General features: G+C 64.3%; 12 protein-coding genes. 9 read left to right on the forward strand and 3 right to left on the reverse strand.

The genetic code is table 11. The features are described from left to right. Nucleotides 1-129: 129 nt before the first annotated feature. Nucleotides 130-1,653, reverse strand: a complete 1,524-nt coding sequence (locus H7F51_RS02050; protein WP_185662563.1) for a N,N-dimethylformamidase beta subunit family domain-containing protein — start codon at nt 1,651-1,653, stop codon at nt 130-132. A 90-nt stretch (nt 1,654-1,743) separates the two neighbouring features. Between H7F51_RS02050 and H7F51_RS02055 the strand changes: the two genes are divergently transcribed. Genes H7F51_RS02055 through H7F51_RS02070 form a run of 4 tightly spaced genes read left to right on the forward strand, consistent with a single transcriptional unit; the run spans nt 1,744 to nt 5,789 of the window. Beyond that, nucleotides 1,744-2,535, forward strand: a complete 792-nt coding sequence (locus tag H7F51_RS02055) for a TetR/AcrR family transcriptional regulator (RefSeq protein WP_221773976.1) — start codon at nt 1,744-1,746, stop codon at nt 2,533-2,535. Continuing rightward, nucleotides 2,532-3,869, forward strand: a complete 1,338-nt coding sequence (locus tag H7F51_RS02060; RefSeq protein WP_185662565.1) for a spinster family MFS transporter — start codon at nt 2,532-2,534, stop codon at nt 3,867-3,869. Before H7F51_RS02055 ends, H7F51_RS02060 begins: the two co-directional genes overlap by 4 nt. A gap of 34 nt (nt 3,870-3,903) precedes the next feature. Next, nucleotides 3,904-5,154 (forward strand): 3-oxo-tetronate kinase, encoded by a 1,251-nt coding sequence (otnK, locus tag H7F51_RS02065; protein WP_185662566.1) that lies wholly within the window; start codon nt 3,904-3,906, stop codon nt 5,152-5,154. Continuing rightward, nucleotides 5,151-5,789 (forward strand): class II aldolase/adducin family protein, encoded by a 639-nt coding sequence (locus tag H7F51_RS02070; RefSeq protein WP_185662567.1) that lies wholly within the window; start codon nt 5,151-5,153, stop codon nt 5,787-5,789. Before otnK ends, H7F51_RS02070 begins: the two co-directional genes overlap by 4 nt. A gap of 408 nt (nt 5,790-6,197) precedes the next feature. On the opposite strand, the gene H7F51_RS18785 is transcribed toward H7F51_RS02070, so the two are convergent. Then, nucleotides 6,198-6,329 carry a hypothetical protein gene (locus tag H7F51_RS18785; protein ID WP_281384397.1) on the reverse strand — a complete coding sequence of 44 codons (132 nt, stop codon included), beginning with the start codon at nt 6,327-6,329 and terminating at the stop codon, nt 6,198-6,200. 441 nt (nt 6,330-6,770) lie between these two features. Between H7F51_RS18785 and H7F51_RS02075 the strand changes: the two genes are divergently transcribed. The 4 genes from H7F51_RS02075 (at nt 6,771) to H7F51_RS02090 (ending at nt 9,781) form a co-directional block, all read left to right on the forward strand. Beyond that, nucleotides 6,771-7,007, forward strand: a complete 237-nt coding sequence (locus tag H7F51_RS02075; RefSeq protein WP_185662568.1) for a hypothetical protein — start codon at nt 6,771-6,773, stop codon at nt 7,005-7,007. Between the two features lie 181 nt (nt 7,008-7,188). Next, entirely contained in the window at nt 7,189-7,740 is a 552-nt protein-coding gene (locus H7F51_RS02080; RefSeq protein WP_185662569.1) for a DUF3489 domain-containing protein, read from the forward strand. Then, nucleotides 7,740-8,159, forward strand: a complete 420-nt coding sequence (locus H7F51_RS02085; RefSeq protein WP_185662570.1) for a DUF2924 domain-containing protein — start codon at nt 7,740-7,742, stop codon at nt 8,157-8,159. Before H7F51_RS02080 ends, H7F51_RS02085 begins: the two co-directional genes overlap by 1 nt. Further along, nucleotides 8,156-9,781, forward strand: a complete 1,626-nt coding sequence (locus tag H7F51_RS02090; protein ID WP_221773977.1) for a recombinase family protein — start codon at nt 8,156-8,158, stop codon at nt 9,779-9,781. Before H7F51_RS02085 ends, H7F51_RS02090 begins: the two co-directional genes overlap by 4 nt. Before the next feature lie 97 nt (nt 9,782-9,878). Here H7F51_RS02090 and H7F51_RS02095 read toward each other — a convergent pair whose 3' ends face one another. Beyond that, nucleotides 9,879-10,577 (reverse strand): thermonuclease family protein, encoded by a 699-nt coding sequence (locus tag H7F51_RS02095; RefSeq protein ID WP_185662571.1) that lies wholly within the window; start codon nt 10,575-10,577, stop codon nt 9,879-9,881. A gap of 105 nt (nt 10,578-10,682) precedes the next feature. Here H7F51_RS02095 and H7F51_RS02100 point away from each other — a divergent pair, with 105 nt between their 5' ends. Further along, entirely contained in the window at nt 10,683-12,650 is a 1,968-nt protein-coding gene (locus H7F51_RS02100) for a DUF2075 domain-containing protein (protein ID WP_246447666.1), read from the forward strand. Nucleotides 12,651-12,816 lie beyond the last annotated feature (166 nt).

Raw genomic sequence — 12,816 nt, forward strand, 5'->3', positions numbered from 1 at the left:
GGTTCAGCAAGCGAAAGCAACCACAATCCCGGCATTCGCACAAGTCATAAATAGATATTTATCGTCTTTTTGTGCGGTGAACACGGATTTATCGGAACGAAACCGCATCATAGCCGGGAAAAAACGGCTCTATCCGACTGCGCCAAACCGCTGGAGGACATTCAGGGTGATTCGTGGGACAAAGCTCAGCCCGCTGGCGAGCGCGCTGGCCCATTCGGTTGTGCCGGCATTGAATACCTCGCCTTTTTCGCGCCGGAACGACGCCATTACCGCGTGCCCCCGGCGAAGGCGGTCCTGCGCACCAGCTTCCGAATGGCCGTGGGCGACCAAAGCTGCGAGTTCCAACTTCTCGGGCGCAAGTATCGGCGGATAGGCCGTCCCCGGCTCTTCCGCGAAGACGGCAGGAGCCATGGCGATTACCGCCAGGTCAGCAGGAACGCCCAGGTGCGGAACTGCCGACAGGCGCCCATCTGTGTTGAATTGCAGCAGACAACCATCGTTTTCATAAGCGAGCAAAGGGCTGTCCCCGCCAATCTGGTCACCATAAAACAGGTCGCAACCCTCCAAGGCCCAGTGCGTCTCGTCATACACCGTATAGCTGCCAGTGCCCCGCGCCACGCACATGCCAAGGCGGTGATAGCCGCCAAGCAGAAAGGTCAACCCCAGGAGCGCAGCCTCGGGTCTGGCGAATTGCGGATGGGACCACAGCCCCGTCGCCGCGCTGGCCAGATCCGGCTCACGATCGATGCCTCGCGACTTGTGGCAAACCATCCGGCTTCCGTCCCACCGCACCTTCCAGTAAGACGTGTTTCCAGAAAAGACCGCCAGGTTTCCGCCTTGATCGACATAGTCATCAAGCGCCTGCCGCTGCGGGCCCGACCAGTATTCTGAATGCCCCACGACGAGGACGCAGGCATAGCCGTCCAATACGTGCGGACGGTCATTCAGGTCGCGGTCGGTCGCATAGTCCAGGCCAATCCCATGCTCTTCGCACCAGGCGACGAACTTGTGCTCCCACTTGTTCTTGAACCCGGCCGGATTATCCAGAGGACCCAACCCATGCTCGGCGGTGAAACGCCGCGACGGCATGTCCGGGAGCTCACCGGCCCCCCGCAATCCGCCGTTCATCAGCTTGGGCACGCCCTCCGGGGCGTTCAGGATCCCTTGGGCGAAGGGCCGCTCCTGCGAGACGATGCCGACCGCTTGGTCCAGAGCCTCGAACAGCCCCAGCCGGCCGTCCATCACTGCCCCGATATCGCCGTAAGTGCTGCGCCCGCCCCACCAGTTGTAAGCTTGGTACGTGTTGGTGGCCAAGACCAGCAAAGCGCGTTGCGTACGGGCGGACGGCAACACACAGACGAAATGGCAGGTGGTTTCGCCCAGCTCATTCTCGAACCGCAGTTCGTAGTACCCGCTTTCCCAACCAGCGCCGACGGTGAAGGTGGCGGTAACCGGCCAGCCGCAGCCCATCGTGTCCGCGTCCGCGGGGACCGCGTGCTCGACCGTTGCAATATTTTTAACCTCGAGCACGACGCCGCGCTCGCGCCCGAGCCGGGCGATCTCCAGGCGGCAAACTTCACCGCTCGAAGAAAGGTGAATGTCGACCGGATCGCCCGGCCGGGCGCTCAGAACACTGGTGTAAGCTGCGATCATTCGAGCGTCTCCGCATGGCCCGCGAACAAAGTTGCTTGCTAACCCGATAAAAAACGGAAAATATCGCCGGTAGCAAGTGATTCTCGATAAATGTCGGTTTTTGAAAACCGCACAACCAACGATGAGGGGCCGATGCCGCGAGCCAAGCGAACCAATTCCAACGACGCGGTGGGCAGCCGGACCGCGATTCCCCGCGAGCCGTCGCAGGAGCGAAGCCGCGTGCGATATCGTACCCTGCTCGACGCCACGGCCGAACTCGTCGAGGAGCGCGACTTTGCCGATATCAGCCTCTACGACATCAGTGACAGGGGCAAAGTCCCCCCCGCCTCGGTCTATCATTTCTTCCCGACCAAGGAAGCCGCCTTCGTGGCCTTGGCCAAGCGCTATCTTGAAGACCTGGCGCAAGTCCTCAACCACCCCACACCGCTGGACGAGGTCAACGGCTGGGACGACCTGCTGACTATCCGTTATCAGCGCGTGGTCGCTTACTACAACGCCCACGCAGCTTTCGCGCGGATCGCCTTCAGCGGCTCGACCATATCCGAGATTCGACGAATCGACGCCGATTACCTCGCTGATGCCCGGCACACCCCGCTCGGTTGGCTGTCAAATTACCTCGATATGCCTTACCTGCCGCAGGCCGAATTCAAGTTCGCCTGCCTGGTCGGCATTTACGACGGCATTTGGACCCTGTCCTATTCGCGCCACGGCCGGATTGCCGAACCCTTCGCTCGCGAGGGGCTGCGGGCCGGCATCGCATTTTGCCGAACCTTTCTGCCAGACGTAATTCCCTTCCGAACCCCGAAGAGTGCGCCTCCGGCTGCCCCCGCGAGCCGCGACGGCAATGTGAAAGCGCCGAAGGCGGCGAGCAGGCCGGAATGACCGCGCCCGTTCCATCATCGCGGGTGGAGACCGCCAGTGCAGGCGCCGGGCAATCGCCCGCCCGCCGTCGCTATCTCCTGATCCTGCTCATGCTTGCCTACGTACTGTGCTATGTCGATCGTCAGGTAGTCACCATTCTTGCCGAAGCGATAAAGCAGGACCTGGGCCTGGCGGACTGGCAGATCGGCGCCATGTCCGGGCTAGCCTTCGCTATCTTCTATACCGGCTTCGGCGTGCCCGTCGCTCGCCTCTCCGAACGTACCAACCGCCCTCGCCTGATCGCCGCTGCGATTTTGCTATGGAGCGCGTTCACCATGCTGTGCGGCGCGGCAACCGGTTTTTCCGCCCTGCTCCTGCTGCGGATGGGCGTGGGCCTGGGCGAGGCGGGGTGCGCGCCGGCATCACATTCGCTGATCGCCGATTCCGTCCCGCGCGAGATTCGCTCGTCGGCGCTGGCGACCTTCTCGCTCGGAGTCCCGCTGGGCACGCTGCTCGGACTGGCGATGGGCGGGATCATCGCCGATGCCTATGGCTGGCGCTGGGCCTTTGTCATCGCCGGCCTGCCCGGCCTCGTCCTGGCGCCGATGATCTTCCTTACCCTGCGCGAACCCCGCTCTCTCGCCCAGTCATCCTCCGTCCCGCAGGTGACCATGCGCGAGGTGTTCAAGGAGCTGTCCGGCAAGCGGACCTTCTGGCTCGCCGCACTCGGAGCGGGGGGCATCGCGTACAACGGCTATTCCCAGTCCGCCTTTATTGCCCCGTTCTTCCTACGCGCTCACGGCCCGGAACTTGGGGTTCTGGCAGCGCGGTTCGGACTTGAAGCGGTCGGCTTTCTGGGCATCGTGCTGGGCGTGTTGCAGGGCCTGTCCGGCGTTCTGGGAGCAATGGCGGGCGGGGCCATCGCCGATCGCTTCGGCGCCCGGCAACCGAAGGTTTATATGACTATACCCATGGTCGCCTGCCTGCTCGGCATTCCGCTCTACCTGGTCATCTTCACCACCCCCAACATCGGCTTGGCGCTCGGCCTCAGCGCGCTGTCGTTCTTTGTCGGCAACATGTGGTACGGGCCCGTCTACGGCGTGGCGCAAGGCGTGGTCGATCAGCGGCACCGATCGACGGCAGCCTCGCTAATCATCCTGATCATGAGCGTGATCGGCATCGGCTTGGGTCCGCTGGTCACCGGCCTGCTCAGCGACATGGCCAGCGCCCGCCTCCAGCTCGGCCCGACCGATGGCCTGCGTTTTGCGCTGCTCGCCTCGCCGATCGGCATGGTCCTCTCGGTCGGGCTCTTTTGGCAAGCCCGTAAATCGGTGGAGGACGACCTTGTCGGATGACTCGCAAAGCTGCCCTGATCAGGGCGGCCCCCTCATGTTCGGAGGGATCGCCGACGATCTCACTGGCGCAATAGAATTGGCCGGAATGCTGGCCGCCGGCGGCTGCCACGCCGCGGTTGGCATGGGCCCCTCGGCTATTCCCGAGGAGGTGGTCGAGCTTGACGCGCTGGTGCTGGCGATCAAATCGCGCGTGGTGCCGGCGCCAGTGGCGGCGCAACGCTTTGCCGAGGCAGCGGCGTCGCTCCGGCAGGTCGGGGCGCGGCAGCTGTTCTTCAAATACTGCGCCACGTTTGACAGCACGCCTGCTGGCAACATCGGCCCCTGCGCCGATATCCTGCGCACGCAGACCGGCGCCGCTGCGCTGCTGTTCTGCCCCGCATTTCCGAACGTGGACCGCACGGTGTACCGCGGACATCTGTTCGTGGCGGATCAGTTGGTGTCAAATTCGCCCAAGCGCCACGACCCGCTGACGCCAATGACCGAGCCTGATCTGGTCAAGGTCCTCGGCGCGCAAACCCGCGAAAAGGTCGGCTTGCTTCCCTTGCCAATCATCCGCGCGGGCGAGCAGCAGGTGCGCCGCGCCCTTGCCGAAGGCGCACGGGCAGGCACGCCCTACCTCATCGCCGACACGGCCGAGGAAGCGGATCTTGTGGTTTTGGCGGAAGCGACATGGGATTCCTGCGCCATGACCGGTGGCTCTTCGGTCGCGGCACACTACCCGGCGCTGTGGCGCCGTAACGGGCTGATCGGCAGCCGCGCAGCGCCAGCGCTTCCCCGACGGCGCGGGCGGGGGGCGGTGCTGGCGGGAAGTCTCGCCGAACGGACGGCAGTACAGATCGCGGAGTTCTCCCACCACCATCCCACGCTGCACCTGGATATCCTGAACAGCGCCCACACGCCCGAAATGGCGGCGCGCTGGGCCCTAGAAAACTCTGGCCCGATCTGCATCGCCACTACCACCTCGCACGAAAGAGCCCGTGAAATCCAGCAGGCTCTCGGCGCAGGCGAGGCCGCCCGCCAAGCAGAGCGCCTGCTCGGCGAGATCGCCGTCCGACTCGTGGCGTCCGGGTTCGACCGCTTGCTTGTCGCCGGCGGGGAAACCTCAGGCGCGGTGGTAGATGCCCTCGCGATTCGCCATCTTGCGGTGGCCCCGTTCACGGCACCCGGAGTCGGCCTCTGCCACGCCGAATTGCCCCGGCCCATCACGCTGTGTCTCAAGTCGGGTAAGCTGGGCGACACCGCGATGTTCGCGCGCGTACTGGCGGAAATGGAGGGAATGGAGTGACCGAGGAAACACTAAGAGCCGAAGTCGCGACCACCTATGCCGAACTTGTCACCCGCGGCCTTTGCGTCGGCAGTGCGGGCAACGTCAGCGTGGCGACGGACTGCGGCATGCTGATCACGCGCAGCGGCGCCTCCGCGGCGCTTTCCTCAGCCGATGTCGTGGCCTGCGATCTTGCCGGAACTCCGGAAGGCGAGCTTGCGCCTTCGAGCGAATGGGAAATGCACGCGGCGCTCTACCGCTCTCGCTCCGATGCCCGCGCGGTCGTGCATACCCATTCGGACGCATGCGTGGCCCTTTCTGCTCTTGGGGAGCCCCTGCCGGCCTTTCACTATATGGTCCTTGGCTTCGGCGGGGCCGACGTTCGCTGCGCACCCTATGAGACGTTCGGCACACAAGCTTTGGCCACGGCCGCAGTGTCAGCCATCGCAGGCCGGACAGCGTGCCTGCTCGGCAATCATGGCATGATCTGCCACGGCCCGAACCTGAAATCCGCCTTGGAAACCGCGTCCCGGCTGGAAACCTTGGCCAGGCAATATATAATGGCGCTAAGTGTCGGCACGCCGCGCCTGCTGACGCTGGACCAAATAAGGGCGGCGCAAGAACGGTACCGAACCTACGGTCAAGCGCGAGCATAATTCAGTTTGACTGCGGAGGCTTCGTTATCCTGCAGCCCAGCTTCTCGGGTGGAGTTCTCCTTCCGCGTGCTAATTGTATGGCCGTTCAAACTCTGGCTCTCGCGCATGTAACGGGGTATAGTGCCGCCAGACTATAGGCAGGGGATCAACCCACCGGGGCGAGGTTCTTCAACGTCGGCGCGAGATCCGGGACTTGGTCGGCAAGTCCCTTCATAACCATGATGCCCACCGCCGGCGGATCAGCAATATTCCGCTAATGCTGTATCGCACGGCACGGACAAGCCGCCTGCCCGAATTGGATCGGTGCTGCAACCGTGCCGCCTGCTTTTGGTCCCGCTCTTGTCGACAGTTTGGAGGCAGAATTAGCCTGTCCCGGCTGCCGTTCACGGCGCCTGTCTGATTATCAGTTCATTTGGGGGCATTTTGACGTTCGAACTCGAAGTGAGACTGCATCCCGTTCCTGACGTGCTTGCCCACCGGGTTGTTGAGCATCTCGATGTAGATCCCGGAGGCCAGAGTTTCCTCCGAGATTTGAACCATGTTCTGGCCTTCGCCCTGGCTACCTGATCGAGGGATATCGCAGCCAAGGGGAAACGCAGTAGCATGGTCCGGTGAATGCACAGTCCGAACATCGTCGCCCGAAAGGGTTGGAAGTGGAGCACTTTGAACCCCGGTGATAAGTTCAAGGTGACAATGAACCCCATGCGGACGGTGGCCCAGCGGGCAGCATCGTTTCGGTTCAGATCTCCAATGGAACGGTGCTCATGAGCGCGGAACGCAATGACCGGGTTTGGTCTCATTGCAATGCTATTGACGTGAGGTAATCGAGACCGGAGTTTTCATATGCGCCGGCTTGAGTGAAGGACGCCAAAGCGGCAGCCGGCCAGTCAGTGACACCTCGCCCTGGACCAATCCCGGCACAGACCCGCCCAATGAAATGCTCCATATGGACTTCTTCGCGCCTCGCCCCACTGTAGCGGCATGCGTGAAGACAGCGACGCCGAGCCCATCACCGACCTCATCCAGGGCCTGCTTCTCGAAGCCGGGCGCCTGATGGAGGACGAAAGCGTCCCACTGGCACTGGCCTTCCCCGGCGAGTCAGCCCCGATCGCGGCGCGCATTGCCCGGTTGCATCAAGTCGCCACGGATCTCCTCACTCTGGCGACCGCCGCACAGACACTCGCGTCCAGGCTCGGCGCCAGGTCCGACCCAGTCTGACCCCACGAGCAGAATTCCCGCTCATCGGCCACATTCCATTCGACTTCGCTGCCACGCGAAGCATTGGTGTCGTCACTGGATCGCAGCGGCAACGCCCCGCTGTTGCCCCGACGGCAGGCGCGGTCGGGGCTCAGGGTGGTGGGAGCAGCACGGTGCTGCTCCAGCTCGAAGGAGACCACCGATGACCCGCACAACACCTCTCAGCGACCTCCAGCTGATCCTGCTCTCGCATGCCGCCAAGACCAGCGGCGGAAGCGTGTTCCCTCTGCCCGATTCCGTCACCGATCGGCCCCGTGCCCATAAGGAGCTGGCGGCCCTGCTGGGCCATGGCCTCGTCGCCGAAACCGAGACATCCAACCCGGCGGCAAGCTGGCGCGAGGATGGCGACCTCCACTTCGGCCTCGTGATCACGCAGCAGGGCAATGCAGCTATCGGCCTTGGCGCGGACGATGCGGACGCGCCGGACAGCCCGACCGGGGACACGCCGCCAGCCGAGGACACCGAGAAGCCCGCCGCCGCACCGCGCGCGGTGCGCGACGGCAGCAAGATCGCCAACGTCCTCGCCCTGCTGCAGCGCGCTGGGGGCGCAACGCTGGCTGACCTGACCGAAGCGACCGGCTGGCTGCCACACACCACCCGCGCCGCCCTGACCGGCCTCAAGAAGAAGGGCCATGTCATCGCCAAGGGCAAGCGGGACGACGCCACCTGCTACAGCATCGCGGGAGAGCGGTGATGGCGAAGCGGTCCGCATCGCAGACCGCGCAGGCCGTTTCGGCGCTGGAGACCATGTCGCTCGGTGAGCTGCGCGCCGAGTGGCAGCGGCGCTATGGCCTGCCGCCCCGGCACCGCGCAGCTGACCTGCTGCGCCGGGTACTGGCCTGGCGCATTCAGGCCGATGTCCACGGCGGTCTCGATGCACCGACCCGGCGCATGCTGGAGAAGGATCAGGCCGGGGTGAAGATCTCGCCCACCGCGGGCATGCGCCTTGCCCGCGACTGGGCCGGACGCCGCCATGAGGTCTGTGTGATCGAGAGCGGCGTGGTCTACGAGGGCTGCACCTACGGCAGCCTCTCCGAGGTCGCCCGCCACATCACCGGCCAGCGCTGGAACGGCCCGCGTTTCTTCGGCCTGCGGCAGGAGAACGTCCGGTGACGCTCGCGAAAACCCGCTTCCGCTGCGCGATCTACACCCGCAAGTCGACCGAGGAGGGCCTCGACCAGCAGTTCAACACCCTCGATGCCCAGCGGGCTGCCTGCGAGGCCTATATCCTGAGTCAGGCCGGGGAAGGCTGGGAATGCCTGCCCGAGTTCTATGACGATGGCGGCTGGTCGGGTGGCAACATGGACCGCCCGGCCCTCAAGCGCCTGCTCGACGATATGTCCAGGGGCCGGATCGACATCGTCGTCGTCTACAAGGTCGACCGCCTGACCCGCTCCCTGATGGATTTTGCCCGGATCGTCGAAACCTTCGACAGCAACAATGCCTCGTTCGTCAGTGTGACCCAGGCATTCAACACCACCAACTCCATGGGGCGCCTGACCCTCAACGTCCTGCTCTCCTTCGCCCAGTTTGAACGCGAGGTGACCGGCGAGCGCATCCGCGACAAGATTGCCGCCTCGCGGGCCCGCGGCATCTTCATGGGCGGCAATGTCCCGCTCGGCTATGACCTCGGCGACCGCAAGCTGGTCATCAACGAGACCGAGGCCGAAACGGTCCGGCATATCTTCGCCCGCTACCTCGAGCTGGGCTCGATCGTCGCGCTGGCGCAGGAACTCGACCGGGAGGGCATTCGCTCGAAACGCAGCACCGCCCGCAACGGCAATGTCCGCGGCGGCCTCAGGTTCACCTGCGGCGCTATCTCCCATGTCCTCCGGAACCGGGTCTACCTCGGTGAAGCGGTCCACAAGGGCGCTGCACACAAGGGCGAGCACGAGGCGATCATCCCGAAGAAACTGTTCGCCGCGGTCGAGGCCAAGCTTGCCGGCAACCGCCACCGTCAGGTTACCCGCAAGACCCGGGCCGCCGGCTGCCCGCTTACCGGCAAGCTGTTCGACGCCGACGGCCATCCGATGCGACCGAGTTTTGGTCACGGGCGCGGCCGGAAGATCTACCGCTACTATGTCAGCGAGACGCTGCTCCCCAATGGCCGGATCGGGAATTCCGACAACATGGGCGGCCAGCGCCTGTCCGCCGAGCGGGTCGAGCGGCTTATCCTCGACCGGCTCGCCTGCCTGCTGCCGGCGGGCACCGTACCGCAGGACCTGTTCGGGATGATCGAGCGGGTTGACTGCCGGGGCGAGGAGCTGCGGATCGCGATCGAGGCGGCTGCGCTGGCCGCCGACAACCGCTGTGACGACATGCTGGCCGGGCGGGCCCAGCAGATCGATCCCGCCGCGTGCATCGTCGGCAACCAGCTGCGGCTTTCGCTCGACGCCCGCGCTACCCGCCGCGGCAGGACCATCCATGCCAGGGTCCATCTGCTCGACGATGCCGAAAAGCGGCAGGCGCTGGCCGACCTCGTTCGGGCCTCGCATCGCAAGCTGGCCGAGCTGGGCGCCTCTCCGCTTGATCCGGAGCACCACCACGAGATGACCCCGCCCGTCAATGAGTGGTCCCGGTTGCGGATCCCGGTCGGGTTTCTCGCGCCCGATATCCAGAAGGCGCTGCTGCAGGGCACAGCTCGGGCCGGACTTGATCCGGACCTCCTGCTCTCGCGGGACCTGCCGCTCGAGTGGGAGGCCCAGCGGCGATTTCTGGGGATGCGAGGGCAATAACCGGCGGCAGTGGGTACCGCATCAAACCGCGACGCTATCGGCCGCCCAACGGTCCCAATTCAGAAAAGCGGAGAATGTAGAGTCGGCCTGGTCTCGGCTAATCGGACCGCGACCGCCGATAGCCGGCGCGCTGCGCTTCCTGCTCCGTGCAGAACATCGCCTCCGCGCGGGTGACATTATAGTATTTCATGCCAGGCAGATGGTAGATCCAATCGCCCCGGCGACTGTGGTTGCCCTTGATTGTGCAGCCGCTGAACCCTTCGGCGCGGCCAGGTTGAACCCGCCGCTGAGAGCCCATTGCAGCCGCGGGCGGTAGCTTGGCCATCCGATAGTCGGCCGGCGGCGTAAACTCGGACGCCCAAATCCCGAGCCTGCCGGCTTTGGCCCGGGCCTCTTGGCCCACATAAGCGTCGCTGTATGCGCGGTAGGCAACCGCCCAGCCATTCTCAACCAGGGTCTTGTTCAGCTCGAGGTATCCGGCTGAGCAGACCGCAAGAAGCCGGGCATGCGCATCCCGCTCGAAACCAGAACATTCGATCCGCTGATCCTGCACCAGAGAGGTCAGTTGGGTTTTGGCCTCTTGCCCGCAGGTCCAGCTTTGCCCGCCGCGCTGGCACGTCTGATCAAATTCTGGGGCGTCGATACCGACCAGGCGGACCTGCTGCCCGGCAACGACTAAGGAATCGCCGTCGATCACCGTTGCGGGCCCAGCGATGGTTTCCGCGAGCGTGGGCGCTGCTAACCCCGTAATGAGGACGCTGCCGAGTGCCACGTGGATGTTGCGAAAAGCAGTCATCGTGTCAGCCTAGATATCAGGGCTAGATGATCGATTAACAACAAATATCCGCGCGGCAAACTGGCGATGCTTGCTTGGTTGGACCGTGTCAGGCAGGCCAGGTTGATGGACCGGGCTTATCTTTCACTCGCCGCGGGCGCGATAGGCCTTGCCAGCGACAACGAGCTCTATGGGCAGTTGGCCAAGAAGCTCCCGTTCGCCGTTGAGCCCACCCAGCGCGCAGCGTGGGAATACCAAATTGCGCACCTGCGGGCCCTCGCCCATGAATTGCCCCATGCACACTTCCTTCTCGAATTTCTAATCCCGCGGATGGGCCGGCGGGCGGACCTGATCGTGCTCGAGGCCGGAATGGTCTTTGTGGTCGAATACAAACTGGGCGCGCGACACTTCGACCGATCGGGGCTGGATCAGGTCTACGGCTACGGCCTCGATCTCAAGCATTTCCACGAGACTAGCCATGCCCGCCGGATTGTCCCACTCCTCGTGGCGACGGAAGCGCCGGCCGCGCCAGGGCCGGCTCTGCGCTGGGATGAAGATGGCTTGGCCAAGCCAATTGGCGTGGCCCCGGCCGCACTGGCTCACACCATCAAGCAGATCGCGAGCACCTCTACCGAAGTGCACCTGGACGCCGAGACTTGGCTTGCCGGCCGTTATCGGCCCACCCCGACCATCGTGGAGGCTGCCCAGGCCTTGTACCGCGGCCATCAGGTGGAGGAGATCTCGCGTTCCGAGGCCGGCGCCGAAAACCTCACGGTGACCGCCGACTATATCGCAGCCGCAATTGAGACCGCCAAGCGTGAGCGAAGGAAGATCATCTGCTTCATCACGGGCGTGCCTGGATCCGGTAAAACGCTGGCCGGGCTAAACTTGGCCACCGCGCGGCAGCGTGCCCATTCAGACGAGCATGCAGTATTCTTGTCGGGCAATGGGCCACTCGTTGACGTGCTGCGTGAGGCACTCGCGCTCGATGCGGTCGCCAAGGCTCGCGAGGCCGGCAAGAGCACTTCCAAAGCCGTGGAGGAGCGCCGCGCCGCCGCGTTCATCCAGAACATTCATCACTTCCGCGATGACGCACTCGCAACCGCCGTCGCACCTGTCGAGAAGGTGGCGGTGTTCGACGAGGCCCAGCGGGCCTGGGACGTCGCGCAAACCTCCAAGTTTATGCAGCAGAAGAAAGGGCAGGTGGGTTTCGCCATGTCCGAACCCGAATTCTTGCTGAGCGTGATGGACCGCCACGAAGATTGGTGCGCGATCATTTGCTTGGTGGGCGGCGGGCAAGAAATTAACACCGGTGAGGCTGGCATCGACGAGTGGCTCCGGGCGCTCGAGCGGTCGTTCCCACATTGGCAGGCCCATGTACCGCAGACACTGACCCACACCTGCCAGGTTGCCGACGAGGTAACAGCGCCGGCGCTGCATCTCGCGACCTCGCTCCGCTCGTTTCGTGCAGAACGGCTGTCGGATTTTGTTGGGCACGTGATCAGCGGTGATGCCGCTGCTGCCCGGCAAGTGCGGACAGAGCTCGACAACTATCCGCTGCTGTTCACCCGGGATCTCCGCGCGGCTCGAACCTGGCTACGGTCGCGGCGGCGCGGGCCAGAACGCGCAGGGTTGCTCGCCTCCTCCAACGGCTCCCGCCTGAAGCCCCACGGCGTGTTCGTCAAAGCCAAGATTGAGCCGGCAAAATGGTTCTTGGCCGCCACTGAGGACGTGCGTTCATCCGACGCGCTGGAAGACGCGGGCACCGAATTTGACGTGCAAGGACTCGAACTCGACTGGGCATGTTTGTGTTGGGATGCCAATTTGCGGCGGGCAAGCGATCGCTGGCAGGCCCTGCAATTCAAGGGCACAACCTGGCAGACCGTCAATGACGAGCAGCGCCAGCGTTACGTCGCGAATTCATACCGGGTGCTGCTCACGCGGGCCCGGCAAGGGTTGGTGGTCTTTGTTCCCCAAGGCGAGAGCGCCGATGCGACACGCCCGCCCGCGGTCTATGATGCGATCGCCGCGTTTCTCGCACACTGTGGCTTCGCTGTGCTGCCGCCACTACCAGGCGGCCCGGGTGGCGGTTGAAAGGACACTGGAATTTAGGCGCACGACCTTTCTGGCATTGGCAATCCTACCGCGGGAACATCGCGTCCGATCGTCGCATCCGTCATAAATCCAACCGAGGCACTATCTGGTAAAGGGCGCTGCAGACCGACGGCTTCGTTGGGCGGTCCGGAACGGCTCCTATCGA

The sequence above is a fragment of the Novosphingobium flavum genome (assembly GCF_014230315.1).
GTDB classification, from domain to species: domain Bacteria; phylum Pseudomonadota; class Alphaproteobacteria; order Sphingomonadales; family Sphingomonadaceae; genus Novosphingobium; species Novosphingobium flavum.

What these genes read in the sequence shown, in the direction of transcription:
- H7F51_RS02050 (WP_185662563.1), bottom strand. Translation starts at nt 1,653, where the DNA reads ATGATCGCAGCTTACACCAGTGTTCTGAGCGCCCGGCCGGGCGATCCG.
- H7F51_RS02055 (WP_221773976.1), top strand. Translation starts at nt 1,744, where the DNA reads ATGTCGGTTTTTGAAAACCGCACAACCAACGATGAGGGGCCGATGCCG.
- H7F51_RS02060 (WP_185662565.1), top strand. Translation starts at nt 2,532, where the DNA reads ATGACCGCGCCCGTTCCATCATCGCGGGTGGAGACCGCCAGTGCAGGC.
- otnK (WP_185662566.1), top strand. Translation starts at nt 3,904, where the DNA reads ATGTTCGGAGGGATCGCCGACGATCTCACTGGCGCAATAGAATTGGCC.
- H7F51_RS18785 (WP_281384397.1), bottom strand. Translation starts at nt 6,329, where the DNA reads ATGGTTCAAATCTCGGAGGAAACTCTGGCCTCCGGGATCTACATCGAG.
- H7F51_RS02075 (WP_185662568.1), top strand. Translation starts at nt 6,771, where the DNA reads ATGCGTGAAGACAGCGACGCCGAGCCCATCACCGACCTCATCCAGGGC.
- H7F51_RS02080 (WP_185662569.1), top strand. Translation starts at nt 7,189, where the DNA reads ATGACCCGCACAACACCTCTCAGCGACCTCCAGCTGATCCTGCTCTCG.
- H7F51_RS02085 (WP_185662570.1), top strand. Translation starts at nt 7,740, where the DNA reads ATGGCGAAGCGGTCCGCATCGCAGACCGCGCAGGCCGTTTCGGCGCTG.
- H7F51_RS02095 (WP_185662571.1), bottom strand. Translation starts at nt 10,577, where the DNA reads ATGACTGCTTTTCGCAACATCCACGTGGCACTCGGCAGCGTCCTCATT.
- H7F51_RS02100 (WP_246447666.1), top strand. Translation starts at nt 10,683, where the DNA reads ATGGACCGGGCTTATCTTTCACTCGCCGCGGGCGCGATAGGCCTTGCC.